This is a genomic window from Phycicoccus sp. CSK15P-2, from assembly GCF_016888005.1.
Classification (GTDB): Bacteria; Actinomycetota; Actinomycetes; order Actinomycetales; family Dermatophilaceae; genus Phycicoccus.
In genome coordinates this window covers 107,970-129,999 of the sequence record NZ_JAFDVE010000025.1, presented here as the reverse complement: position 1 = coordinate 129,999, position 22,030 = coordinate 107,970, and the positions used below count along the sequence as shown (strand labels likewise).

Here is a 22,030-nt window from a genome sequence, read left to right as displayed (position 1 = left end):
ACCGGGGCCTCCTACGACTGTGGATAGGCCGAGCAGGCGCCTCCTGCTCGGTAACCCACGAACACTCGTGAGCGAGGCCCCGGCCCGCAACCCCCTCACCGCGAGGGCGTCACGTCATACCGTCTGAGCACGCGCAGTACCTGCGGCCGCGGTTCTCCCCGAGAAGGCCGCGGCCGCATACTCGCCCCCATGGCCACGACATCCGACGGGTTCGCCCAGTGGTACGCCGACATGGGTGCCACCGCCGACAAGGACCAGCTGTGGTCGCGGCTGCTCGGGCTGCCACCGCACCTGGTGTCCTCCAGCCTGGTGACCGGGACTCTCCTCGACGAGATCGAGGCGAGCCTGGCGCTGGGCCCGGATGATGTGCTCGTCGAGCTTGCATGTGGGCGTGCGGGGTACGGGCTCGAGCTCGCGGCGCGCTCCGGATGCCGCCTGGTGGCGGTCGACTTCGCCGCGCCGGCGATCGAGCAGGCGCGTGGGAACGCCGCTGCTCTCGGCCTCGACGGGGTCGCCGAGCTCCACGTCGCAGACATGACGGAGACCGGGTTGCCGGCGGCCGTAGGGACCGCGCTGATCTGCCTGGACGCCGTGCAGTTCCCCGACGACTTCATGGCGACCTTCGGCGAGGCCCGGCGCCTGCTGCGGGCCGGATCGACCGCCATCTTCACCTGCTGGGAAGCGCCCGGCCGGAACGTCGGGGCATTCCCGGAACGACTCCGCCGCGTCGATGTCGGGGCGGGGATGTCGAACGCTGGGTTCACGGATGTCGATGTCGCCTTCCGGCCGGACCTCCGTGAGCTCGAGCTCGCCGCGTGGCGGACGGTGGCCCAGCTCCCGCCGAGCGATGACCCGGCGATGGCCGCACTCCAGGAGGAGGCCGCCGACGTGCTCGCCCGTCCGGTGGCGGAACGCGTCATCGGTGTCGGGCACGCCTGAAGTCGACGGATTCCGCGGAATCTGTCGTTATGTGACGCGGATCTCATAGCGGTTTTCGTCCACATTGTGAAAGTCGTCTGCCCGTCGTCGGACGTCCATCTAGTGTCGAGAGCGAGACCGCACCACCCCGCGGGATGGCCGAACTCCTCGCCGGAGCACACCGGCTCGAGCGACCGCAGGACGCCGAACGACGCAAGGCAAGTCACGATGAACGAGAACACCGCCCTCGACGAGGCCACTCTGGCCCGTCAGGCCCTTCAGGAGTCGATGGACCTGCGAGACCAGGGTCACGCCGACGACTGACCGCGGCGACCCGCGGGCCGTCCCGCCATCCGATGGCTGGGACGGCCCCGTCATATTCCGCCCCGCTGCCTAGGCTGACACCATGCCGGACACTTCCGCCGACAGCGCCTCTCTCGACCTCGCCGTCATCGCCGGTGACGGCATCGGCCCGGAGGTCGTCGGCGAGGGCCTCAAGGTCCTCGAGGCGGCGCTCGGCGCGGACGGCCCGAAGGTCACGACGACCGAGTACGACCTCGGGGCCCGGCGCTGGCACGCCACCGGTGAGACGCTGCCCGACTCGGTGCTCGACGAGGTCCGCGGCCACGACGCCATCCTCCTCGGGGCGATCGGCGACCCGACCGTCCCGAGCGGCGTCCTCGAGCGCGGGGTACTGCTCCCGCTCCGCTTCGCCCTCGAGCACTACGTCAACCTGCGGCCGGCGAAGCTCTTCCCGGGCGTCGAGTCCCCGCTCGCGGTCGAGCGCGTGGCGCCCGACGGCATCGACTTCGTCGTCGTCCGAGAGGGCACCGAGGGCCCGTACGTCGGCAACGGAGGCGCGCTGCGCACCGGCACGCCGCACGAGGTCGCCACCGAGGTCAGCGTCAACACCCGCTTCGGGGTCGAGCGCGTCGTGCGGGACGCCTTCACCCGGGCCCAGGCGCGCCCGCGCAAGCACCTGACGCTCGTGCACAAGCACAACGTCCTCACCCACGCCGGCCACCTGTGGCGGCGCACGGTCGAGGAGGTCGGTGCCGAGTTCCCCGAGGTCGAGACCGCCTACCAGCACGTCGACGCCGCGACGATCTTCCTGGCCACCGACCCCGGCCGCTTCGACGTCATCGTCACCGACAACCTCTTCGGCGACATCATCACCGACATCGCCGCCGCCATCGCGGGTGGCATCGGTCTCGCGGCGAGCGGCAACATCAACCCCGAGCGGCGCCACCCGAGCATGTTCGAGCCCGTGCACGGCTCCGCCCCGGACATCGCGGGGCAGGGCAAGGCCGACCCCACGGCCACCGTGCTGTCGGTCGCGATGCTCCTCGCGCACGTGGGCCGTCCCGCGGAGGCCGAGCGAGTAGAGCGGGCGGTGGCCGCCGACCTCGCCGAGCGGGGGAGTGCCCCGCGCTCCACGAGCGCCATCGGCGACGCCATCGCCGCCCGTCTCTGACACGCCCCCTCTCGCGTCCGTCGCCGCTCGTCGCGCCGGCGGTCTCCGGCCACCCGGCCACTCATCCCGGCATCGCCGTGGACGTCACCGACGCCCGCGGCGTCCACCGCCACCCGTTGCACCTTTTCGCCTGATGCCGGAACCTGGCGTCACGCACCCCGAAGTTCGGGGTGCGTCACCGGACCTTCCGGCACCAGGCGGGAAAGCGGCGGCGAGTAGCCTCTGCGGGTAGCACCGCCGCTCCCCGAGGAAGGACCGAACCGTCCCATGAGCCTGACCTTCGACCTCCAGCGCAACCCCGACCCGGTGAGTGACGAGCGGCGCGCCGAGATCCTCGCCGAGCCCGGCTTCGGCATCTACTTCACCGACCACATGGCATCCGCCACCTGGACGACGGAAGCGGGCTGGCACGACGCCCGCGTCCACCCCTACGGCCCGGTCAGCCTGATGCCGAGCGCCGCCGTGCTGCACTACGCCCAGGAGGTCTTCGAGGGCCTCAAGGCGTACCGCCACGAGGACGGCTCCGTGTGGTCCTTCCGCCCCGAGGCCAACGCCGAGCGGATGCAGCGCAGCGCGCGCCGACTGGCCCTGCCCGAGCTGTCCACCGACGGCTTCCTCGCCTCCCTCAAGGCCCTCGTCGAGGTCGACGTCGCGTGGGTCCCTGCGTTCGGCACCGGCGAGACGAGCCTGTACCTGCGCCCGTTCATGTACGCCTCCGAGCCGTTCCTCGGGGTGCGGCCCGCGGCCGAGGTCACCTACTCGGTCATCGCCTCACCGGCCGGCGCGTACTTCCCGCGCGGCCCGAAGCCGGTGACGCTGTGGATCTCCGAGCACTACGCCCGGGCCGGGACCGGCGGCACCGGCGCCGCGAAGACCGGCGGCAACTACGCCTCGTCGCTGGCCGGGCAGCTCGAGGGCATCGAGCACGGCTGCGACCAGGCGGTCTTCCTCGACTCCGCGACGCACACGTACATCGAGGAGCTCGGCGGGATGAACCTGTTCTTCGTCACCGACGACGGCCGGCTCGTCACACCCGAGCTCACCGGGACGATCCTCGAGGGCGTCACCCGCAGCTCCATCCTCGAGCTCGCCAAGGACCTCGGCCTCGAGCCGGAGGAGCGGCGCGTCGAGATCGCGGAGTGGAAGGACGGCGTGCGCGACGGCAGCATCCGCGAGGTCTTCGCCTGCGGCACCGCAGCCGTCGTCACGCCCGTGGGCGAGCTGCGCTGGGACGGCGGCGAGGCACCGTCGACCGCCGGCGAGGAGGGTGGCGAGGTCACCCGCTCGATCCGGCAGGCGCTGCTCGACATCCAGTACGGCCGCGCCGAGGACACCCACGGCTGGCTGACCCGCCTCGCCTGACACGGCAGGCTTGCGCGACGACGGCGCCGGGCCCGAGCACGCGCTCGCGGCCCGGTGCCGTCGCGTCAGCGCTCGTCGGCGGTCGCGTGGTCGCCGGTGCCGTACCCCTCGCTCTCCGGGTGGGCGCCGTGCAGGCCGCCGGACATCGCGTACTCCTCCTCGGGGGAGTACACGAGATGGTGCCGGCCACGGACCGCGAAGTAGGCGAGCCCGATCGCGAAGAAGATCGCGACGCCGAAGATCACCGACCGGTAGTCCGGGTTGAAGGGCAGGATGACCAGCGTGCCCGCGGAGATGACGCCCGCGACCACGGCCCCGCCGATCCCCACCGGGCTGCGGTAGGGGCGCTCGGCGCTCGGGAACTTCCGGCGCAGCATGACGAAGGCCACCATCTGCAGCAGGTACGAGATGACCGCGCCGAAGACCGCGATGTTGAGCAGCTGGGTCGCGACGTCGGCCGCGTCCTCGCCGAGGACCACGCTCAGCCCGATGATGAGCAGCAGCCCGATGCCGGCGCTGGCGAGGAGCGCGACGTACGGCACTTTGCGCGACCCGGTGAGCGAGAGCACCTGCGGGTAGTAGCCGGCCCGCGAGAGCGAGTACAGGTTGCGCCCCGCGGCGAACATGATGCCCTGGAAGGACGCGACGAGGCCCGCGAGGGCGAACAGCGACAGCAGGGCGGCGATGTTGCTGTCCGGGAAGATCGCGCGGAAGCCGTCGAGGATGGGCTCGCCGCTGTCCGAGATCTCCTCGGCCCCGAGGACGCCCGGGTTGAGGACGAGGACGACGAACGCGGTCGCGAGCAGCGTGAACATGCCCATGAGCGAGCCGCGGGGGATGTCCCGCTGCGGGGTGTGCGTCTCCTCGGCGGCGAGCGGCAGCTCCTCGATGCCGAGGAAGAACCAGATCGCGAACGGCAGGGCCGCGAGGACGCCGCCGACGCCGAGCGGGAGGAAGCTGCCGTCCCCGACGGTCCACAGGTTGTCCCACGAGAACTTGCCGGAGGTCAGGGCGAGCACCGAGAAGAGCGCGAGCACGCCGAGGGAGATGACGGCGATGACGACGGCGAACTTGAACGACGCCTCGGCCCCCGCCGAGTTCAGGCCGACGAAGATCCCGTAGAAGATCAGCACCCACAGGGGGAGCGGCAGCGAGGCGCCCGTCAGGTCCTCGACGATGCCGTCGGCGTAGGTGCCGCAGAAGGTGCCGACGACGGCGGTCGTGATGACGTACTCGATCGACTCCGCGAGGCCGGTGACGAAACCTCCCCAGGGCCCCATCGCGGACCGCGCGAACGAGTACGCGCCGCCGGTGTGCGGCATGGCCGCGGACATCTCGGCGATGGAGTAGACCATGAGCAGGTACATCAGGCCGATGACGACGGTGGCGACGAGCATCCCGCCCCAGCCGGCCTCGCCGATGCCGAAGTTCCAGCCGGAGAAGTCGCCGGAGATGACCGCCGCGACGCCGAGCGCCCACAGCGACCAGGCGCCTGCGTGACGGGTCAGACCGCGCTTCTCGAAGTAGCCGTCGGCGGCCTCGGCGTAGGTCACGCCCGATGTGCGGCGGGCGCTGCCGCCCGAGGGGTTCTGCGACACGCTGCCGTCCTCTCGTCGGACCGGCCCCTGCGGCCGGTCGTGGGGTGCGGACGCCCGGACCGTCTGGTGCACGACGATGCCGAACGGTCCGGAGGCTAGACCCGTCGCCTCGCATCCGTCCAGGGTCTGCACGTAAAAATGGTGTGAACCAGCACCATTTGACAGCGGGGCGCCCGGGGCCGGAGACTCGCGCCGTGACCGCGCAGCCCCATCTGCACCTCGTCGACACGGTGCTGCGCCCGGCGCGGGGGAGCAACGTCTTCGAGTCCACCGTCGAGCAGCTGGCCACCGCCATCCGGCTCGGGGTGTTCGTCGACGGGGACCAGCTGCCGCCCGAACGCGAGCTCGCCGACCGGCTCGGCGTGGCACGCAACACCCTGCGCGACGCCATCGCCGCGCTTCGCGACGCGGGGCTCGTCACGACCCGGCGTGGCCGCAGCGGCGGCACCGTCGTCACCTACGCCGGCCCGCAGGTCGCGAGCGCCGACGGGCCCCGTCCCCGTGTCGGCGCCGCGCTCGTGGACGCCCTCGAGTTCCGCCGTGTCGTCGAGCCCGGGGCCGCCCGGCTCGCCGCGCTCCAGCCGCTCAGCGGTGAGCAGCGGGCCTGGCTCGCAGCATCCCTCGCGGAGACCACGGCCGCGGAGGACCGCGGTGCGCACCGGCTGGCCGACAGCCGGCTGCACCTCGCGGTCGCGACGCTGTCCGCCTCGCCGATGCTCATCGAGGCCGTGACCCGGGCCCAGGCCGCGCTCGGCGAGCTGCTCGAGGCCATCCCGGTGCTGGCGGCGAACATCCAGCACTCCCACGACCAGCACGCGGCCGTCGTCGATGCCATCCTGACCGGGGCGGCGGACGAGGCGCGCTCCGCCATGGAAGAGCACTGCGACGCGACCTCCGCGCTCCTGCGCGGGCTCATCGGATGACCGGGAGGACGACCATGCCGAGCTCGATCCACGACGGCGGCCCGCCGCAGCTGACCGTCGACCAGCTGCGGGCCGACGTCGCCGACGGCACGGTCGACACCGTCGTCGTCGCGTTCACCGACATGCAGGGACGCCTGCAGGGCAAGCGCATCCACGCCGCCTTCTTCCTCGAGCACGTACTCGAGGACGGCACGGAGGGCTGCAACTACCTGCTCGCCGTCGACGTCGACATGAACACGGTCGACGGCTATGCCATCTCGTCGTGGGAGCGCGGCTACGGCGACATGTTCTTCGAGATGGACCTCGCGACGCTGCGCCGCACGCCCGGCGACCCGGCCGCGGTGACCGTCCAGTGCGACCTCACCTGGCTCGACGGCACCGGCGACGTCGTGCAGTCCCCGCGGACGATCCTCAAGAAGCAGGTCGCCGTCGCGGGGGAGAGCGGATGGGGTGCGGTCGCCGGCACCGAGCTCGAGTTCATCCTCTTCGAGGACTCCTACGAGACCGCCTGGGACCGCCGCTACCAGGGCCTCACCGGCGCCAACCGCTACAACATCGACTACTCCGTGCTCGGTGGCAGCAGGGTCGAGCCGGTGCTCCGCGAGATCCGCAACGAGATGTACCGGGCCGGGATGACGGTCGAGTCCGCCAAGGGCGAGTGCAACCTCGGCCAGCACGAGATCGGCTTCCTCTACGACGACGTCGTGCGCACCTGCGACAACCACGTCGTCTACAAGACGGGTGCCAAGGAGATCGCGGCCCGGCACGGGCAGTCGCTGACCTTCATGGCCAAGTTCGACGAGCGCGAGGGCAACTCGTGCCACATCCACCTCTCGCTGCGCGGGGCGGACGGCTCGGCGGTCTTCGCCGACGACGAGCGCGACGGCGGGCGCTCCGAGCTCTTCGACCACTTCCTCGCGGGCCTGCTCGCGACGATGCGCGAGCTGACGTACTTTCACGCGCCGAACATCAACTCCTACAAGCGTTTCGCCGCGGGCTCGTTCGCGCCGACCGCCGTGGCCTGGGGTACCGACAACCGCACCTGCGCGCTGCGGGTCGTCGGCCACGGCGCCGGCCTGCGGGTCGAGAACCGGGTGCCCGGCGGGGACGTCAACCCCTACCTCGCCGTCGCCGCGATGCTCGCCGGCGGGCTGCACGGCATCCGCGAGGGCCTCACCCTGCCCGAGATCTGCGAGGGCAACGCCTACACCGGCGACTACGAGCACGTCCCGACCACGCTCGCCGAGGCTCGCGAGCTGCTCGCCGCGAGCGAGGTGGCGCGGGCGGCCTTCGGCGACGACGTCGTCGACCACTACGTCAACGCCGCAGACGTCGAGATCGGCGCGTTCAACGCCGCGGTCACCGACTGGGAGCGCGTCCGCGGCTTCGAGAGGATGTGAGCGCGCGCCCCATGAGCACCGCCGCGAACCCCACGACCCACGACGTCGTCGACCCGTCGACCGAGGAGGTCGTCACCACCGTCGACCTCGCCGGGGTCGGCGAGACCGACGCCGCCGTCGCGCGGGCCGTCCAGGTCGGCCCTGCCTGGCGCGCCGTGAGCCCCGCCGACCGCGGGATGCTGCTGCGCCGCTTCGCCGACGTCGTCGAGGAGCACCGCGAGGAGCTGGCCCGGCTGGAGGTCAGTAACGCGGGCCACACGATCGGCAACGCGCGCTGGGAGGCGGGCAACGTCGTCGACGTGCTGCGCTACTACTCGGCGGCCCCCGAGCGCCTCTTCGGGCGGCAGATCCCGGTCGCGGGTGGGCTCGACGTCACGTTCAAGGAGCCGCTCGGTGTCGTCGGCGTCATCGTCCCGTGGAACTTCCCGATGCCGATCATGGGATGGGGGATGGCTCCGGCGCTCGCGGCAGGCAACACCGTCGTGCTCAAGCCGGCCGAGCTGACCCCGCTCACCGCGATGCGGATCGGCGAGCTCGCGCTCGCGGCCGGCATCCCGGAGGGCGTCCTCACCGTGCTACCGGGCGCGGGCCGGGTCGTCGGCGAGCGGTTCGTCACCCACCCGGACGTCCGCAAGGTCTGCTTCACCGGATCGACGGCCGTCGGCCAGGGGGTCATGCGTGGCGCGGCCGAGCACCTCAAGCGAGTCACCCTCGAGCTCGGCGGGAAGTCGGCGAACATCGTCTTCGCGGACGCCGACCTCGACAAGGCGGCGGCCGCCGCCCCGATGTCGTTCCTCGACAACGCCGGCCAGGACTGCTGCGCCCGCACCCGCATCCTCGTCCAGCGCAGCGTCAGCGACGCGTTCATGGAGCGCTTCGAGCGGGCGATGGCGGGCGTCGTCGTCGGTGACCCCGGTGACGAGGGGACGCACATGGGGCCGCTCGTGAGCAGCCGGCAGCGCGAGACCGTCCGCGGCTACGTCGACGGCGCGGACGGCCATCCGCCCGCCGACGTCGCGTTCCGCGGCGCCGCGCCCGAGGGCGCCGGCTGGTGGTACCCGCCGACCGTCGTGCTGCCTCGCGGCACCGACGACCGGGTGTGGCGCGAGGAGGTCTTCGGGCCGGTCGTCGCGGTGCTTCCGTTCGACGACGAGGCGGACGCCGTCCGGATGGCCAACGACACGGCCTACGGGCTGTCGGGCTCCATCTGGACGCGTGACGTCGGGCGGGCGCTGCGCGTCGCGCGTGGAGTCGAGGCCGGCAACCTGTCGGTCAACAGCCACAGCTCGGTGCGGTACTCGACACCGTTCGGTGGCTTCAAGAGCAGCGGCCTCGGCCGTGAGCTCGGCCCGGACGCGCTCGACGCGTTCACCGAGGTGAAGAACGTCTTCATCTCGACCGAGGACTGACACCCGGTCTCCGGACCATCCCCACACCCCCTGAGGAGAAGAGTTGGCAGGCAGGCTCGCGGGCAAGGTCGCCGTCGTCACGGGCGGATGCTCCGGCATCGGGCTCGCGACCGTCCGGCGGTTCGCGCAGGAGGGTGCGACGGTCGTCGTCGCCGACCTCGACGACGCGGCGGGGGAGGTGCTCGCCTCCGAGATCGGCGGCACGTACGTCCACTGCGACGTGGCGGACAAGACCGACGTCGACCGGCTGTTCGCGACGGCGAAAGACACCCACGGGCGGGTCGACATCGCCTTCAACAACGCCGGGATCAGCCCGCCCGAGGACGACTCGATCCTCGACACCGACCTCGAGGCCTGGAAGCGGGTGCAGGACGTCAACCTCACGTCGGTGTACCTGTGCTGCAAGGCCGTCATCCCGATGATGCTCGAGCAGGGCGGCGGGTCGATCGTCAACACGGCGAGCTTCGTCGCGGTCATGGGTGCGGCGACCTCGCAGATCAGCTACTCGGCGTCCAAGGGCGGGGTGCTGTCGATGACCCGCGAGCTCGGGGTGCAGTTCGCCCGGCAGGGCGTGCGGGTCAACGCGCTGTGCCCTGGGCCGGTCAACACCCCGCTGCTCCAGGAGCTCTTCGCCTCCGACCCCGACCGCGCGGCGCGCCGGCTCGTCCACGTGCCGATGGGCCGGTTCGGTGAGCCGGAGGAGATGGCGAACGCCGTGCTCTTCCTCGCCTCGGACGAGTCGAGCTTCATGACCGCCTCGACCTTCCTCGTCGACGGCGGTATCTCCGGCGCGTACGTCACGCCCGTCTGAGCCGGGGCGAGCGGATGGGCGGCCGGCCGGTCATCGGCGTCACGTGCTACGTCGAGGAGGTCGACCGCGCGCCGTGGGTGGCGCAGCGCAGCGCCGTGCTGCCGTACCGGTACGTCCAGCAGGTGGAGGCGGCGGGTGGCGTTGCGGTCGTGCTGCCACCCCGGGCCGATGTCGACGCCGGGATGGCTCGCTCGGTGCTGGCCCGGCTCGACGGGCTCGTCGTCGCGGGTGGGGCGGACGTGCAGGCGGGGCTGTACGGGGCCACGGCCCATCCGACGTCGCAGGCGGCCCGCCCGGACCGCGACGCGTGGGAGACCGCGCTCGTGCTGGCCGCGGAGGAGGCCGACCTCCCGGTGCTCGGGATCTGTCGTGGGATGCAGGTGATGGCCGTGGCGGCCGGTGCGCGGCTGGAGCAGCACGTGCCGGACCGGGTCGGCCACGAGGGGCACAGCCCGAGCCCCGGCGTGTACTCGTCGCATCATGTCGAGCCGGTGGCCGGCAGCCTGCTCGCGGGTGTCGTCGGGCCGGGCGCCGTGGACGTGCCGACGTACCACCATCAGGCGGTCGAGCCCTCGACCCTCGCCGGCACCGGGTGGCAGCCCGCGGCCTGGCACGAGGATGGCACGCTGGAGGCGATGGAGTGCCCGGCGGCACGGTTCCGGCTCGCCGTCCAGTGGCACGCCGAGGAGGCCGAGGGAGCAGCACTCTTCGAGGCCCTGGTGCAGGCGGCGTCGCAAGCGGCGGACAGCGATGCAGGTGAACCCCACTAGAACCTGCGTCACTGCGCCGACTGTTGGCCCACTCCATTACGGTGCCAGTCGACCAGCAAACTGCCGGAAGACACGGCTACTGACATCGATGGCTCGCTGGGGATGCCCCATGGGTGGGCCGTGGGTGCGACATCTCGATTCGTATGCACCCAGTTGTCGAGCATCTCCTGCTCGATGCTCCGTCTGTGACCGACGAGTGCTTTCCAAATGGGTGTGGTCGCCTTGGGTGTCTCGATCACCTTGTCCGCGACCGCAGCGCCGACGGCTGCTGCACCCCCTATTGCGGCACCCCACCCAGCGCCGGTGGTAAGTCCGACGCCCGCTGCCGTTACACCGGTGGTAACGGTGAACCGCAGATTAGCCATGGCGAGGCCAGCTCTGCGAAGGAGGCCTGCATCGGCTGAACGCTCCGCGGCATCAAGAATCGGTCGCAGTCGGTCCGCCTGCTGCGTAGCGAGGTACCGTTGCACCTCGGCGGGCTTCGCCTTCGTCGGGCACTGACCCAGGATCTCGGCCAGCTCGGCCCGGAAACTCGCGAACGCGTCGTCTTCGTGGATCTGCGAGATTAGATCGGCAGTGAGGCCGCTAAACACGGGCAAGCGCGATGCGAGTAGGACCGATTGCACGGGGAGGTACGGCCCCTGGCCCACCCTTAGACCCTTCAAGGCGACGTGCGACTCCCACGCAAACGGGGCCGTGTAGGACGACCCTGTACGCACACTCAGCAGATATTCGTTTGCGAAGAAGTGCAGCGCGTCGGTGAATGCCTTTCGGGTCTGCGCTTCCCACTCACCACCCGCCATTACGAAAATGCCGCGGCGAGTATCGTCGGTCGCGAGCTCGCCAGCGGCGAACTTCCGCGCGAGCCTGACCGGGTGCTTGAGCAGTCGATCTCCAAGCTCGGCGACCAGAAGCTCGACTTGGGGCTGATTTTGTAGTTGCACGGGCTCGGCCGGGATCAGGCGCAGCACGCCCGAGTCGAGGAGCGGCCGCAAGCGCTTGATTGCGGGGATCTGAATCGCGAGGAAGTGTCGTGTGGCCTCGTGGTCGAACGATTTCCCGTCTTCCCCGAGCCAGCCCGGCCTCGACCCCATCGTGCGCCGATTCAGGTAACGCTCTGCCGCGAACCAGTCGCTTAGCACGTCCTTACCAATCAATCGCTCCTCGAAGAGGAGCGCGGTTCCAAGAACACCGTCTAACCCGAGCGAGGCGACATTGGCCGAGGGCCAGCCTCCGTAGTAAGCACCCGTCGTACCATCTGAAGGGAGGACACTCCTCGACCACGTTTGCACGTTATCGGCGAACCGCTCCACGGCCGCGTCTGACAGGCTGTAGACGTCCACGTCCCAGCCGAGCGCGTTCTCGATCACGTCGCCGATGTGGGCGTGGACCTTGCGCTGTGCCATGTACTTCGCGCCCCATCCGCTGGTCTGATTGTCGTGCCCCGCTCCCGCGGACACCCTGACACAGTTCTACGCACGCATCTATCGGTGCGGCTCCCTTGAGAGTCTTACCGCCGCCTGTCGGGCGAGGGTCAGGGGGCGAGTTCAGGCGACTCTCGAGGAGTACCGCTGTCGTGCGGCTTCGCCGGAGGTACCCACAAAACCGCCGATCGCACTCCACGACAGGCCGGCCGCACGGGCCTGCCGGACCGCGTCGACCATGTGGCGCTCCGCCTCGGAGCGCTCCGCCACCGCTTCCCGCAGCGACGCGAGCGCGACGGGGTCCAGCTCATCTCCCGCCCGAGGCTCGTAGTCCTCGAACCTGGCCGCTAGCTCGTCAGCGTGCTGGAGGATCTCGTCGACTGTCCGCGGCATCATCATCACCTCAAGAACTTTTCCCGCGCCCGCATCGCGTGCACGATCACGTGGGCCTGGTCGCCTTCGACGTACCGACCTCGATGAAGATGGCTGTCCCGCTCGGGCCGACCATCATCGTGAACCCATCGCCCAGGTCCCAGATCCGCACCGGATTCCGGTACGCGTGCAGGATGTCTGCCTCCTCGACACCGTGCTTGAAGGCCGACGGCGCGATGATCGGCTCACGCAACACTCATCCAAGTTAACTTGTCGCTGGATGTAGGGCAAGCGATGCCGTCAAGGCGACGGAACTGCCCTACCGCCGCCGCCGTCGACCTACCGGGCCGCGGCATATGCGGATCCCTCATCCCGCCGGCTGCCGGCCGGATCCGGCTCACCCTTGAGCACACCCGCCACTCATGGCATCCGCCACCGGAGCGTCGTGGCGGGCCGGTGGTGCAGCCGATGGGGGCGGACGAGGCCGAGCCGGCGCATCGCGTCACGTGCCTCGACCCGTGCGTCCTCGGATGCCGCCAACCGGCGGGCGGCGGCGGCCGGCCCACCTCCGGTGTGCGGCACCCCTGCCCGGTCGAGTGCTCGGAGGATGTCGTGCTGGGGGAGGAGGCGCTCCGCGGCGCGGCCGGGGAGGTGCACCACGCCGAACCGGCCGGCGTACACGTGCACCCGGGACGGCCGCAGGCCCCCGGAGAGGACGACCGGGTACCGGGTGGCGGTGAGCTCGACCCGCTCGTAGGTCGGCTCGGTCTCGTCGACCGCGGCGAGCTGGTCGTCGTCGAGCAGCTGGAGCACGACCCGGGTGCGCGCTCGCGCCCGGTGCACCGGAGCAGCGGGGACGTACCCGGCCCGCGAGACGTGGGCAGAGTGCGCGACGCCGAGCCCGCGCACCACGCCGGTGAGCACCGGGACGACGACCGGCACGCCACGGCTCGCGAGCTTGTGCCGCACCACGTCCGCCGAGGCGTTCGAGCCGACGGCGAGCACCGGCGTGCGCTCCGCGAGGGGTGCCGCGCCGAGCTCGTCGAGGGCGGCGCCGAGCAGGCGCCGAGCGCCGGGCCGGCCCGCGCCGGAGCACGTGGCGCACCACGGGGACTGTGACGCCCCGAGCCGCAGCCTCGGCCGGACGACGTGCTCACAGTCGGCGAGGACGAGCCGGGGTCCGGCGACGGGCTCGCCGGGGTAGGCCAGGGGAGCGTGGGTGAGGTCGCCGCTGTGGTGTTCCATCGTCCTCTCCGGGTCGGGTGCGGTCCGCCAGCCAGGATAGGCACAAGGGCCGGACGGGCCGTCGGTGACAATGGGTCCATGACGCGGTTCAGTCGACTCGCCGCCGCTGCCGGCGCTGCCGGTGCCCTGGGGATGCTCGCCGCCGCCGCGGGACGTGGCGTCGGTGCGGCCATGGGCGCCCGGCCCTCCGGCCGCCGCCTCGAACGGATGCAGCGTTCACCGCGGTACCGGGCGGGGGCGTTCCACAACACCCGTCCCGGGACGTCCTCGTCGCCGTCCGACCAGCGCGAGCTCCTCGAGCGCTTCCGCGAGAACGCCGAGACACGCCGCCCGCCGGGTGCGATCCCGGTGGTCAGCGGGCTGCGCGAACCGGCCGCCGAGGGCCTGCACGTCACGTGGTTCGGGCACTCCAGCGCGCTCGTCGAGATCGGGGGTGCCCGGCTGCTGCTCGACCCGGTGTGGAGCGAGCGCTGCTCGCCGAGCCGGCACGTCGGCCCGCGGCGGATGCACGGCACCCCGCTGCCGCTCGAGCGCATTGGGCACGTCGACGCCGTCGTCATCTCGCACGACCACTACGACCACCTGGACATGCCGAGCATCCGGACCCTCGTCGACACGACACAGGCCGTGTTCGTCGTCCCGCTCGGGGTCGGGGCCCACCTCGACGTCTGGGGCGTCCCGGCCGAGCGGGTGGTCGAGTGCGACTGGGGCGAGTCCCACGAGGTGGCGGGGGTGCGGGTCACCGCGGTGGAGTCCCAGCACTTCTCGGGCCGGGGGCTGCGGCGTGACGGCACGCTGTGGGCGTCGTGGGTGCTCGCCGGGGAGGCCGGCCGGGTGTTCTTCAGCGGCGACACCGGCTACTTCGACGGCTACGAGGAGATCGGCGCCGAGCACGGCCCGTTCGACGTCTCGCTCATGGCCGTCGGGGCGTACGACCCGTCGTGGCAGGACATCCACCTCGACCCCGAGGAGGCCGTGCGCGCGACCGTCGAGCTCCGTGGCGGCGTGCTGCTACCCATCCACTGGTGCACCTTCGTGCTCGCGCCGCACCCGTGGGCCGAGCCGGTGGAGCGGCTGCTCGTCGCCGCCGCGACCGAGGGGGTGCCCGTGGCCGTGCCGCGAGTGGGGGAGCGGGTCGACGTCTCGGCCCCTCCGGCACTGGACGCCTGGTGGGAGGGCGCCGCCGAGCCGGCCCGGCACTGAGCCGGCGGGGCCGGGCCGTCCGAGAGCGCCAGCATGTGGACGCATGCTCGGCGGGCGGGCCGCTCCCGTGGGATGGTGTCCTCGTGACGTCCCGTGACGCGGTCACCACCGCGATCATTATCGGCTAGCGCGACGAGACCTCCTCGTCGCGCAGACCTCCCACACCCGGGGGGTCTTTTTGTTGGACCGGGACGTCACGTCACCCGCGGCGGCCCGGCCCGACGAAGGCGGGCCGTCCGCCCACCCCCGTGGGCGGCCTGGGCAGCGCGAGGCGGATGATGGACACGTAGCGGCACGCGCGGACGCCCCGGCCCACCCGGGCCGGGGCCCGGACGCCGGACGCCCCGGCCGGACCAGGTGAGTGACATGACCGACCTGCACGTGTACGACACGACGCTGCGCGACGGCGCCCAGCAGGAGGGGCTCAACCTCTCCGTCACCGACAAGCTGGCCATCGCCTCGCACCTCGACGACCTCGGCGTCGGCTACATCGAGGGCGGCTGGCCGGGCGCCAACCCCAAGGACACCGAGTTCTTCGCCCGCGCCGCGGCCGACCTGCGGCTGCGCAACGCCACGCTCGCCGCGTTCGGGGCCACCCGCCGTGCCGGGGGGACGGCCGAGACCGACCCGCTCGTGCGGGCGCTGCTCGACAGCCAGGCCCAGGTCGTCACGCTCGTCGCGAAGTCGCACGTCGGCCATGTCGAACGAGCGTTGCGGACGACCCGCGAGGAGAACCTCGCAATGATCCGCGACACCGTCTCCTTCCTGCGCGCCGAGGGCCGGCGGGTCTTCCTCGACGCAGAGCACTTCTTCGACGGCTACCGCACCGACCGGCTGTACGCGCTCGAGGCCGTCCGAGCAGCCGTCGAGTCCGGGGCCGAGGTGGTCGCGCTGTGCGACACCAACGGCGGGCTCCTGCCCGGCGAGGTCGGCGAGGTCGTCGACGACGTCGTGCGCACCACCGGGGCGCGTGTCGGCATCCACTGCCACAACGACACCGGCTGTGCCGTGGCCAACTCCATGGCCGCGGTCGACGCCGGCGCCACGCACGTCCAGGGCACGATCAACGGCTACGGAGAGCGCACCGGCAACGCCGACCTCCTGACCGTCGTCGCCAACCTGCAGCTCAAGCAGGGCCGCGAGCTGCTCGAGCCGCACCGGCTGCAGGACGCCACCCGCATCGCGCACGCCATCGCCGAGGTCACGAACGTGCCGGCCTACTCACGCCAGCCGTACGTCGGCTCCAGCGCGTTCGCGCACAAGGCGGGCCTGCACGCGAGCGCCATCAAGGTCGACCCCGACCTCTACCAGCACCTCGACCCGAAGAACGTCGGCAACGACATGCGGATGCTCGTCTCGGACATGGCCGGCCGGGCGTCCATCGAGCTGAAGTCCCGCGAGCTCGGCTTCACCCTGGACGCCGCGAACGAGGAGGACGACGCCACGCTGCGCCGGGTGCTCGCCGCCGTCAAGGAGAAGGAGCTGCGCGGCTACACGTTCGACGCCGCCGACGCCAGCTTCGAGCTCATGCTGCGCCGCGAGCTCGACGGCTCGCTCCCGGCGTTCTTCGAGGTCGAGTCGTGGCGGGTCATCACCGACGCCCGGGGCGACACCGAGGCGCTCTCCGAGGCGACGGTGAAGGTGCGCGCGGCGGGGGAGCGGCACGTCGAGACCGGCGAGGGCAACGGCCCGGTCAACGCGCTCGACCACGCGCTGCGGACCGCCATCGCGGCGACGTACCCGGAGGTCGCCGAGCTCGAGCTCATCGACTACAAGGTGCGCATCCTCGACGCGGCGCACGGCACCGACGCCGTGACGCGCGTCCTCATCGAGACCTCGGACGGCACGACCTCGTGGACGACGATCGGCGTCGCGGCGAACATCCTCGAGGCCAGCTGGGACGCGTTGCTCGAGTCGGTCACCTACGGTCTGGTCCGCGCGGGCGTCGCACCCCGGTAGGGGCGCCGTGCCGGGGTGCGACGCTGCCTGACCTGGGCATACCGCGTCCCTTGCGAGAGTAAAACTTTCGTCAGGACACCACGGGACGGCCTGCGGGCCCGGTCCGGAGTGCGCGAGTCTCTGAGTGCTCATGGTGCGCAAGGAAGTTCAGGGGTCCTTCATGCTCGCGAAGTCCGCTCTCACACGTCCGGCGACCCGGCTCCGGCCGTGGCCGCCTCGGACGAGGCGGCCATGCCGTCGGTGTCGAGCGACCCGGCCCCCCAGCCGAGAGGCCCGGGGGTACCGGAAGGAGCACCGGGCCTCGGCCCGGGCGGAGGCCCCCGAGCCTGCCCTGCTTGAGCAGTTCACCCCGACGAGCCGTACCCGGGAGCTGAAGGGCGGCGTCACGCGCGTCGAGCAGTTCTCGTCGGTGCGGTTCACCCGGACAGCCGACGGATGGCGGGAGCTGTCCGGGGTGCTGTCGGCCGGCCGCGGCCGTGTCGCGGCGAAGGCCGATGCGATGGCACATCCGGTGTGGTTCGGGACGGACCCGCGTGCGAGCCTGTTCGACCTCCGTCCGGCGCAGGGGTCTGCGACGGTGGCGATGTCGGCGGCGCGGCGGGTCCGTCCCACGGTGGACAGCGACTGTAGGCGAGCCCCTGGGGCCGGGGCCGGGGCCCTGTAGCTCAAGGGCACGTTGCAGGCTCGCAGCCAGGGCGTCGAACACCAGCCACCCCTCGAGGGAGGTGTCAAACGCGTGCGCCACGCGCCAGTGGTCGGTGACCACGACACGCTCGCGTGGCGGCAGGTGTGGGCGGGAGTTCTCGGAGCAGACGAAGCAGGCGGGCTCGGGCATCCCCGGACCCTACGAGCTGACCCCGACACGACCGGCGCACGACGGCCCGCCATCCCTAGGCGTCGACGCTCTTCTGCGTCTCGGCCGTGAGGTTCTTGCCCGACTCGAGGTCGAACACGTGCATCTTCGAGGTGTCGACCCACAGCTTCGCCTCCTGGCCCGGCCGCACCCGCGACGCGGCGTCCAGCCGGGCGGTGACGGTCGTGCCGTCGCCGTGCATGTCCTGGCCGGTGTCGGCGGCGAGGTCCTCGAGGTCGCCGGAGCGCGCCTCCTCGCCCTGCACCGTGAAGTACGCGTAGACGTCCGAGCCCATCGACTCCACGAGGTCCAGCGGCACGGTCACCTCCGCACCGGGCTTGTCGCCGACGATCGAGGCGTCCTCGAAGTGCTCCGGGCGCAGCCCGATGATCACCTGCTTGCCGCTCGACTCCGACACCGCCCGGCGCACCGGGTCGGGCATCGTCAGCGCCCCGAGCCCGGTGTCCAGCCGGTCGCCGTCGATCGTCGCCGGCAGGAAGTTCATCGACGGGCTGCCGATGAAGCCACCGACGAAGAGGTTCGTCGGGTGCTCGTACAGCTCGGTCGGGGAGCCCACCTGCTGCACGATCCCGCCGCGCATCACGACGACCCGGTCGCCGAGGGTCATCGCCTCGGTCTGGTCATGCGTGACGTACACCGTCGTCGTCTTCAGCGACTTCTGGATGCGTGAGACCTGGGTGCGCATCTGCACGCGCAGCTTGGCATCGAGGTTGGAGAGCGGCTCGTCCATGAGGAACGCCTTCGGGCTGCGCACGATCGCGCGCCCCATCGCCACCCGCTGGCGCTGCCCACCGGAGAGGTTGGCCGGCTTGCGGTCCAGGTGCTGGGTCAGCTCGAGCATCGTCGCGGCCTCGTCCACCTTGGTCTTGATGGTCGACGAGTCCACCCCGGCGAGCACGAGTGGGAAGGCCATGTTGTCGAACACCGTCATGTGCGGGTAGAGCGCGTACGACTGGAACACCATCGCGATGTCGCGGTCCTTGGGGGCCTTGTCGTTGACGACCTCGCCGTCGATCCGCAGCTCGCCCTGGGTGATGTCCTCGAGCCCGGCGATCATGTTCAGCGTCGTGGACTTCCCGCAGCCCGACGGGCCGACGAGGATGATGAACTCGCCGTCGCCGATCTCGAGGTTGAAGTCGTCGACGGCCAGTGCGCCGTCGGGGTACCGCTTGACCACGTGGTCGAGGACGATCTCTGCCATGGGGTGCGCTCCTTTGGTCCGGGTCGCGGGCCTCAGCCCTTGACCGCTCCCGAGGTCAGGCCGGCGACGATCCGTCGCTGGAAGAACAGGACGAAGAGGACGATGGGGATGGTGATGACGACCGCGGCCGCCGCGATGGCCGCCGTCGGCTTCTCGAACGTCGTCGCCCCCGTGAAGTACGACATCGCGGCCGGCACGGTGCGTGCCGAGTTCGTCGACGTCAGGGAGATGGCGAAGAGGAAGTCGTTCCAGCAGGCGATGAACACGAGGATCGCCGTCGTGAACACGCCCGGCAGGGCGAGCGGGGCGATGACCCGCCGGAACGCCTGGTAGGGCGTCGCCCCGTCCATCTGGGCCGCCTTCTCCAGCTCCCACGGGATCTCCCGGAAGAAGGCGGAGAGGGTGTAGATGCCGAGCGGCAGCGCGAAGGTGATGTACGGGAGGATCAGCCCCGGCCAGGTGTCGAAGATGCCGATCGCCGTCTCGATCTTGAACAGCGGGGTGACCAGCGCGATCTGCGGGAACATCGAGATGAGCAGCGAGGTGGCGACGATCGCCTGCTTGCCGGGGAAGTCGAGGCGGGCGATCGCGTAGGCCGCCATCGTCGCGAGCAGCAGGGCGATGCCGGTGGCGATGAGGCAGATGCCGATCGAGTTGACCAGCGCCCGCACGAAGTCGGTGTTGCTGAAGATCTGCGTGTACGCCTCGCTCGTGGGGTTCAGCGGCAGGTAGTTCCCGTCGTTGAGGGTGTCGTCGCCCTTGAGGGACAGCGAGATGATCCAGACGATCGGGACGAACGCGTAGAGCAGGACGACGACGTTCGCGACGCTCCAGCCGATCCGGCGCTGGGGGGTGACGGTGACGGCGGTCATCGCTTCTCACTCCCTCCCGGGGCCGCGGCCCCGAAGAGCTTGACGAACAGGAAGGCGATGATCGCGGTCGTGAGGAAGATGAGCACCGCCATCGTCGAGCCGATGCCGAGGTTCAGGCCGCGGATCAGGTTGTTGTAGGCGACCATCGACACCGACGACGTCTCGTTGCTCCCGCTGGTCAGGACGAAGATGTTGTCGAAGACGCGGAACGCGTCGAGGGTGCGGAACAGCAGCGCCACGAGGATCGACGGCTTGATGAGCGGCACCGTCACCTTCCAGAACCGCTGCCAGGCCGACGCGCCGTCCATCGACGCCGCCTTGAGGAGGTCCTCCGGCACCAGCGCCAGCCCGGCCATGAGCAGCAGCGCCATGAACGGCACGGTCTTCCAGACCTCGGCGAGGATGATGATCCAGATCGAGGGCCATCGGTCGGTCAGCGGGGCGCCGTCGCCCGCGAGCCAGCCGATGCCCTGGGTCCACGCGAAGCGCCAGGAGAACGCGGCCACCACGGTGACGATCGCGTAGGGGACCAGGGCCGAGGTGCGCACCAGCCCGCGGCCCACGATCGTCCGGTGCATGACGATGGCGAGCAGCATCCCGAGGACGAGCTCGGCCGCCGCCCCGATAACCGTGATGAACATCGTGACGCCGAAGGACGTCCACCAGATCGGGCTGCTCAGCACCGTGACGTAGTTGGAGAGCCCGACGAACTCGTTGGCGTCGGGCTGACGCAGGTCGGCCTTGAAGAACGACAGGTAGATCGCGTACAGGATCGGGTATGCCGCGACGGTGAGCATGACGAGGACGGCGGGAGCGCACAGCATGAGCCCGAGACGCTGCTCGGCCCGACGGCCCTCGCTCGCGCGCTTCCGGGCGATGGCCAGGCCCTCGTCCGCCTCGTCGACGGGGTCGACGGCGTCCGTGGGCGGCGGGGCGACGGTGCTCACGGCAGGATCCCCTTCCCGTCGATGGCGTCCTGGATCTTCTCCTCGAGGGCCTGGGCGGTGTCCTCCGGCTGGATCGACGACGGCGGCGACAGCGTCGAGGAGACGATCGTCGAGATGTTCTGGTACAGCGGGGTCTTGGGACGGGGCACCGCGGTCTCCATCTCCTCGAGGATGTCCTCGTACATCGGGTACGCCTCCTGGAACTGCGGGTCCTCGAAGACCTCGCGCAGGACCGGGACGTTGCCGGCGTCGAGCGCGCCGTTGAGCTCGCTCTCGGGGTTACGGAGGCACATGGCCGCCTCGAACGCGAGCCCGGGGTGCTTGCTGTACGTGCTGATGGCGTAGTTCATCCCGCCGAGCGTCGCCTTGGCCGGCGTGCCCTCCGCGAACTCCGGCAGCTTCGTCCAGGCCAGGTCCTCCGCGACGTCCGGGTCGGCCTCGCGCATCGCGGACAGCACGTAGGGCCAGTTGATCGCGAACGCGGCCTCCCCGTTCTGGAGCTGGGCGAAGACCTCCGGCTCCTGGCTGTTCGACAGCGACGCACTGGCCAGCCCGTCGGTCGCCAGGCTCTTGAGGATCTCCAGCGCCTGCACCGTCTTGTCGTCGACCGTCGGCTGCGTGCTGTCCTCGTTCACCAGCGTCCCGCCGAGCGAGGAGAGGATCGTGTTGAAGCCGACGACGTACCCCTCGTACTGGGCGCCGGTGAGCCCGATGACATGGGGCTCACCCTCGGACTTCAGCTCCTCCGAGCGCTGCACCACCTGGTCCCAGGTGGTGGGCGGGTCGGGCACGAGCGACGTGCGGTACCAGAGCAGCTGGACGTTCGTGCTGCGCGGGATGCCGTAGAGCTTGTCCTTCCACGTCGCGGTGTCGATGGGCGGCTGCAGCACGCCCTCGGTCGCCGCCTGCGCCTGCTCGCCCTCGAGCTCGCGGATCCACCCGGCCTCGGCGAACTCGGCGGTCCACGTGACGTCCATCCCGAGGATGTCCATGCCGTCGTCCTGGGCGGCGAGGCGCCGGACGAACTGCTCGCGCTGGCTGTCGGCGTCGCTCGGGATGAGGTTGGGGCGGATGACGTACCTGCCCGCCGCTGCCTCGTTGCACGGGCCGAGCACCTTCTCGAAGCCGGCGTCGGCGGTGCTGCCGTAGATGTTGATGACGGGGACCCCGCCGTCGTCCCCACTGCAGGCCCCCAGGGCCGCGACGAGGACCGCGACCACCCCCGGTCCGGTGAGTGTGCGCAGCCTCATCCGTCACTCCCTCCATTG

20 protein-coding genes are annotated in these 22,030 nt (G+C 71.0%); 11 read left to right on the top strand and 9 right to left on the bottom strand.

Features of this window, described 5'->3' with window-relative positions; genetic code table 11:
* Positions 1–189 precede the first annotated feature (189 nt).
* The 4 genes from JQN72_RS15415 (at position 190) to JQN72_RS15400 (ending at position 3,754) form a co-directional block, all read left to right on the top strand.
* Positions 190–939: a class I SAM-dependent methyltransferase gene (locus JQN72_RS15415; RefSeq protein ID WP_204136007.1), complete on the top strand. Its 750-nt coding sequence runs from the start codon at positions 190–192 to the stop codon at positions 937–939.
* Between the two features lie 207 nt (positions 940–1,146).
* Complete coding sequence (locus tag JQN72_RS15410) at positions 1,147–1,242, top strand: 3-isopropylmalate dehydrogenase (RefSeq protein WP_204136006.1); 96 nt, start codon at positions 1,147–1,149, stop codon at positions 1,240–1,242.
* 82 nt (positions 1,243–1,324) lie between these two features.
* The gene (locus JQN72_RS15405) at positions 1,325–2,392 is read left to right on the top strand and encodes a 3-isopropylmalate dehydrogenase (protein ID WP_204136005.1); all 1,068 of its coding nucleotides are present in this window, start codon (positions 1,325–1,327) and stop codon (positions 2,390–2,392) included.
* Positions 2,393–2,659: 267 nt separating this feature from the next.
* A complete protein-coding gene (locus tag JQN72_RS15400; protein ID WP_204136004.1) occupies positions 2,660–3,754 on the top strand; it encodes a branched-chain amino acid aminotransferase in 1,095 nt (364 codons plus the stop codon).
* A 65-nt stretch (positions 3,755–3,819) separates the two neighbouring features.
* Here JQN72_RS15400 and JQN72_RS15395 read toward each other — a convergent pair whose 3' ends face one another.
* Positions 3,820–5,352, bottom strand: a complete 1,533-nt coding sequence (locus tag JQN72_RS15395) for an amino acid permease (RefSeq protein ID WP_204136003.1) — start codon at positions 5,350–5,352, stop codon at positions 3,820–3,822.
* A 194-nt stretch (positions 5,353–5,546) separates the two neighbouring features.
* Here JQN72_RS15395 and JQN72_RS15390 point away from each other — a divergent pair, with 194 nt between their 5' ends.
* Genes JQN72_RS15390 through JQN72_RS15370 form a run of 5 tightly spaced genes read left to right on the top strand, consistent with a single transcriptional unit; the run spans position 5,547 to position 10,665 of the window.
* Positions 5,547–6,275 (top strand): GntR family transcriptional regulator, encoded by a 729-nt coding sequence (locus JQN72_RS15390; RefSeq protein ID WP_307812730.1) that lies wholly within the window; start codon positions 5,547–5,549, stop codon positions 6,273–6,275.
* 14 nt (positions 6,276–6,289) lie between these two features.
* Positions 6,290–7,675 carry a glutamine synthetase family protein gene (locus JQN72_RS15385; RefSeq protein ID WP_239100710.1) on the top strand — a complete coding sequence of 462 codons (1,386 nt, stop codon included), beginning with the start codon at positions 6,290–6,292 and terminating at the stop codon, positions 7,673–7,675.
* Between the two features lie 11 nt (positions 7,676–7,686).
* Positions 7,687–9,084 carry an aldehyde dehydrogenase gene (locus JQN72_RS15380; protein WP_204136001.1) on the top strand — a complete coding sequence of 466 codons (1,398 nt, stop codon included), beginning with the start codon at positions 7,687–7,689 and terminating at the stop codon, positions 9,082–9,084.
* Positions 9,085–9,127: 43 nt separating this feature from the next.
* Positions 9,128–9,895: a 3-oxoacyl-ACP reductase gene (locus JQN72_RS15375; protein ID WP_204136000.1), complete on the top strand. Its 768-nt coding sequence runs from the start codon at positions 9,128–9,130 to the stop codon at positions 9,893–9,895.
* 14 nt (positions 9,896–9,909) lie between these two features.
* Positions 9,910–10,665, top strand: coding sequence for a gamma-glutamyl-gamma-aminobutyrate hydrolase family protein (locus tag JQN72_RS15370; RefSeq protein WP_204135999.1), 756 nt, complete (start codon positions 9,910–9,912; stop codon positions 10,663–10,665).
* An 8-nt stretch (positions 10,666–10,673) separates the two neighbouring features.
* Here the strand turns inward: JQN72_RS15370 and JQN72_RS15365 are convergent, their stop codons facing one another.
* The 4 genes from JQN72_RS15365 to JQN72_RS15350 form a co-directional block, all read right to left on the bottom strand.
* Positions 10,674–12,071: a hypothetical protein gene (locus JQN72_RS15365; protein ID WP_204135998.1), complete on the bottom strand. Its 1,398-nt coding sequence runs from the start codon at positions 12,069–12,071 to the stop codon at positions 10,674–10,676.
* 141 nt (positions 12,072–12,212) lie between these two features.
* Positions 12,213–12,482 carry a hypothetical protein gene (locus JQN72_RS15360; RefSeq protein ID WP_239100709.1) on the bottom strand — a complete coding sequence of 90 codons (270 nt, stop codon included), beginning with the start codon at positions 12,480–12,482 and terminating at the stop codon, positions 12,213–12,215.
* 46 nt (positions 12,483–12,528) lie between these two features.
* Positions 12,529–12,717, bottom strand: a complete 189-nt coding sequence (locus tag JQN72_RS15355; RefSeq protein ID WP_239100708.1) for a hypothetical protein — start codon at positions 12,715–12,717, stop codon at positions 12,529–12,531.
* Positions 12,718–12,881: 164 nt separating this feature from the next.
* Positions 12,882–13,706 (bottom strand): hypothetical protein, encoded by an 825-nt coding sequence (locus tag JQN72_RS15350; protein ID WP_204135997.1) that lies wholly within the window; start codon positions 13,704–13,706, stop codon positions 12,882–12,884.
* A gap of 78 nt (positions 13,707–13,784) precedes the next feature.
* Here JQN72_RS15350 and JQN72_RS15345 point away from each other — a divergent pair, with 78 nt between their 5' ends.
* Together JQN72_RS15345 and cimA are read left to right on the top strand one after the other, a co-directional pair.
* Positions 13,785–14,909 carry an MBL fold metallo-hydrolase gene (locus JQN72_RS15345; RefSeq protein WP_239100707.1) on the top strand — a complete coding sequence of 375 codons (1,125 nt, stop codon included), beginning with the start codon at positions 13,785–13,787 and terminating at the stop codon, positions 14,907–14,909.
* Between the two features lie 366 nt (positions 14,910–15,275).
* Complete coding sequence (cimA, locus tag JQN72_RS15340; RefSeq protein WP_204135996.1) at positions 15,276–16,868, top strand: citramalate synthase; 1,593 nt, start codon at positions 15,276–15,278, stop codon at positions 16,866–16,868.
* Positions 16,869–17,758: 890 nt separating this feature from the next.
* Here the strand turns inward: cimA and JQN72_RS15335 are convergent.
* From JQN72_RS15335 to JQN72_RS15320, 4 genes are read right to left on the bottom strand one after another with little or no spacing between them, the layout of a single operon-like run.
* Positions 17,759–18,943 carry an ABC transporter ATP-binding protein gene (locus tag JQN72_RS15335; protein WP_204135995.1) on the bottom strand — a complete coding sequence of 395 codons (1,185 nt, stop codon included), beginning with the start codon at positions 18,941–18,943 and terminating at the stop codon, positions 17,759–17,761.
* A gap of 32 nt (positions 18,944–18,975) precedes the next feature.
* A complete protein-coding gene (locus JQN72_RS15330; protein ID WP_204135994.1) occupies positions 18,976–19,815 on the bottom strand; it encodes a carbohydrate ABC transporter permease in 840 nt (279 codons plus the stop codon).
* Complete coding sequence (locus JQN72_RS15325) at positions 19,812–20,762, bottom strand: sugar ABC transporter permease (RefSeq protein ID WP_307812728.1); 951 nt, start codon at positions 20,760–20,762, stop codon at positions 19,812–19,814. The genes JQN72_RS15330 and JQN72_RS15325 overlap by 4 nt, the downstream gene beginning before the upstream one ends.
* Positions 20,759–22,012: an ABC transporter substrate-binding protein gene (locus tag JQN72_RS15320; protein WP_204135993.1), complete on the bottom strand. Its 1,254-nt coding sequence runs from the start codon at positions 22,010–22,012 to the stop codon at positions 20,759–20,761. The genes JQN72_RS15325 and JQN72_RS15320 overlap by 4 nt, the downstream gene beginning before the upstream one ends.
* Positions 22,013–22,030: the final 18 nt, after the last annotated feature.